Origin of the sequence: Mesorhizobium sp. M7A.T.Ca.US.000.02.2.1, from assembly GCF_003996995.1 — a bacterium.
Taxonomy (GTDB): Bacteria; Pseudomonadota; Alphaproteobacteria; order Rhizobiales; family Rhizobiaceae; genus Mesorhizobium.
The window spans coordinates 1-2,839 of sequence record NZ_RZTT01000587.1; the positions used below are offsets into that span (position 1 = coordinate 1).

At 64.6% G+C, this 2,839-nt stretch carries 3 protein-coding genes; 1 reads left to right on the plus strand and 2 read right to left on the minus strand.

Going from position 1 to position 2,839, the window contains the following annotated elements:
• Together EOD15_RS32050 and EOD15_RS32055 are read right to left on the minus strand one after the other, a co-directional pair.
• Positions 1-792, minus strand: a 792-nt coding sequence (locus EOD15_RS32050) for a zinc-binding dehydrogenase (RefSeq protein WP_127409194.1), incomplete at its 3' end; no start/stop codon positions are given.
• A gap of 52 nt (positions 793-844) precedes the next feature.
• A complete protein-coding gene (locus EOD15_RS32055; protein WP_127320545.1) occupies positions 845-2,086 on the minus strand; it encodes an acyl-CoA dehydrogenase family protein in 1,242 nt (413 codons plus the stop codon).
• A gap of 115 nt (positions 2,087-2,201) precedes the next feature.
• Here EOD15_RS32055 and EOD15_RS32060 point away from each other — a divergent pair.
• On the plus strand, positions 2,202-2,839 hold a 638-nt coding region (locus EOD15_RS32060), incomplete at its 3' end, for an SDR family NAD(P)-dependent oxidoreductase (RefSeq protein ID WP_127409195.1).

The following is a 2,839-nucleotide window of genomic DNA, read 5'->3' on the forward strand; positions in this document are numbered from 1 at the left end:
TTCGATATCGATCCGCCCATAGATGATCCAGCGCGACCGCTTCGGCATGACGTCGAAGATGGCGGAGGCAAGCGGCCCGGTCACCGCGTCCAGGAAAATGCGCGGCTGTTCGGCCTTCATCACCTCGCGCAGAGCCGCCTTGAAATCCGGCGCCTTTTCATTGAGCACGTGCGCCGCGCCAAGCGCTTTCAGCAAAGCGATCTGATCGTCACGCCGCACGGTGACGATCGGTCGGAAACCTGCCTCCCTGGCCAGGCCGATGATCAGCTTGCAGAGCTGGCTGGCGCCGGCGGTCATGACGAAGGCCTTTTCGCCTTCCTGCTTGACGATGTCGAACATGGCAAGCGCGGTGAGCGGGTTGACGATCATCGCCGCGCCATCCTCGTCGCGGACCGTGTCGAGAAGTGGGATACACGCCACTGCCTCGGCAGCGGCATAATCGGCCCATGAGCCCCAGTTGCTGACACCGGTGGCAAAGGCGACGCGCTTGCCGATCAGGCTTTTGGGATAGGGCTCGTCCCCGCTGGCGACGACAATCCCGACGCCCTCGAAGCCGGCCGGCTGGCCCTTGGCGCGCGGCTGGCCGTACTGGCCCTTGATGAAGGCGATGTCGGAGGGGTTGATCGAGGCGAGGTTGACCTTGATCAGCACCTGCGTCGGTCCGGGTGTCGGCACCGCGATGTTGCCCGGCTCGAGATACGGCTCCGTCGCCTCCAGCACACTGCCGCTCGGCGTCCTGGTGTAGCCGTCGCCGACCAGCAGCAGCGCCTTCATTTCGGAGGGGACGGCCATTGGAACACTCCGTGCTTGGGCTGTCGGCATCGCCGGATGACGATGCCGGCGCTCAGACCTTTTCCTGCGTGTATTTCTTCAGCTCGGTGCGCGCCACCTGACGGCGATGCACGGCGTCCGGCCCGTCGGCAAGGCGCAAGGTCCGCAGATGCGTCCACGACCGCGCCAGCGGCGTGTCCTGGCTGATGCCTTGCGCGCCGAACATCTGCACCGCTTCGTCGGTGACCTTGAGCGCGACGCGGGGTGCCACCACCTTGATCTGGCTGATCCAGGGGGCCGCGGCGCGGGCGTCGCCCTGATCGATCATCCACGCCGCCTTGAGGCAGAGCAGCCGGGCCATTTCGATCTCCATGCGGCTTTCGGCGATGATGTCGAAATTGGCGCCGAGCTTTGCCAGCTTCTGGCCGAAGGCTTCGCGGCGCAAGGAACGCTGGCACAGCATCTCGAGCGCCATCTCGGCCTGTCCGATGGCGCGCATACAGTGATGGATGCGGCCGGGGCCGAGCCGCCCTTGCGCGATCTCGAACCCCCTGCCCTCGCCGAGGATCAGGTTCGATGCCGATACCCGCACATTGTCGAAGCGGAGGTGCATATGGCCGTGCGGCGCGTCGTCATCGCCATAAACCTGCATGGCCCGGACCTTGGTCACGCCTTTTGTGTCCGACGGCACCAGGATCATCGAATGACGGCGGTGCTGCGGCTCCTCATCGCCGCCGGTCCTGACCATGACGATGTAGATGGCGCAGCGCGGATCGCCTGCGCCCGAAGCCCACCATTTCTCGCCATTGAGCACATAGTCTTCACCCTGACGCTCGCAGCGCATGGCAATGTTGGTGGCATCGGACGAGGCGACATCCGGCTCGGTCATCAGATAGGCCGAGCGGATCTTGCCCTCGAGCAGCGGTTCCAGCCATTCTTTCTTGTGGTCGGCCGAGCCGTACCGTTCCAGCACCTCCATGTTGCCGGTGTCGGGCGCCGAACAGTTGAAGGTCTCGGCGCCGAGATGCGCCTTGCCCATCTCTTCGGCCAGATAGGCGTATTCGACGGTGGAAAGGCCGTAGCCGCGTTCCGAGCCGGTCAGCCAGAAATTCCACAAGCCACGCTCCCTTGCGGTTTTCTTCAGCCCTTCGAGGATCTCGCTCTGGCGCGCACTGTAGACCCAGCGGTTGCCTGCCTTGCCCACTTCGCTGAGGAATTCATGGTCGAGCGGCATGATCTCGTCGCGCACCATGGCCGCGACGCGCGCGTGGATCGGCTTCAACCGCTCGGTCATGCCGAGATTCATCTCCGTCATCGGTCGCTAACCCTTCATGCATGCCAGGCATTTTGTCAGTGGCAAGGATGACCGTACTTCGGATAGCCTTGTCAACGCGAACTGTTTGCCCGCATGCCGAGCGCGGAGGATTGTGATGAGCTATCTGGACGAGCTGTTTTCGGTGGCCGGCAAGACCGCGCTGGTGACGGGTGCCGCGACCGGCATCGGGCGCATGGCGGCGACCGCGCTGGTGCAGGCCGGCGCCAACTTGATGATCGCGTCGCGCAAGGGCGATGACTGCGTCAAGGTCGCCGAAGAGTTGAACGAGCTTGGCGCATCCGGCCGGGCCGAAGGCTTCGCCGGCGATGTCTCCAGCGAAACCGGCATTGCCGCACTCGTCGCCGAGGTCAAAGCGCGGACCGGGAAACTGCATATTCTGGTCAACAACGCCGGCGTCTCCTGGGGCGCGCCGCTGGAAAGCTTCCCCTATTCGGCATGGGCCAAGGTGTTTGGCGTCAACGTCACCGCGGTCTTCCATCTGACCCGCGAATTGCTGCCGCTGCTTGATGCCGCCGCCAGCGACGCCGATCCGGCCAGGGTGATCAATCTCGGTTCGGTGATGGGCACGCAGCCGCTGGCCGACGACGCCTATTCCTACACGGCGTCCAAGGCAGCCGTGCATCATCTGACCCGCACCCTTGCGCTCGAGTTCGCCGGCCGCCGCATCACCGTCAATGCCTTCGCTCCCGGCCCCTTCCAGAGCCGGATGACGGCATTCGCCACCAGTACGGA

Coding starts and splice junctions, on each gene's coding strand:
- EOD15_RS32055 (WP_127320545.1), bottom strand. CDS start 2,086: ATGACGGAGATGAATCTCGGCATGACCGAGCGGTTGAAGCCGATCCAC.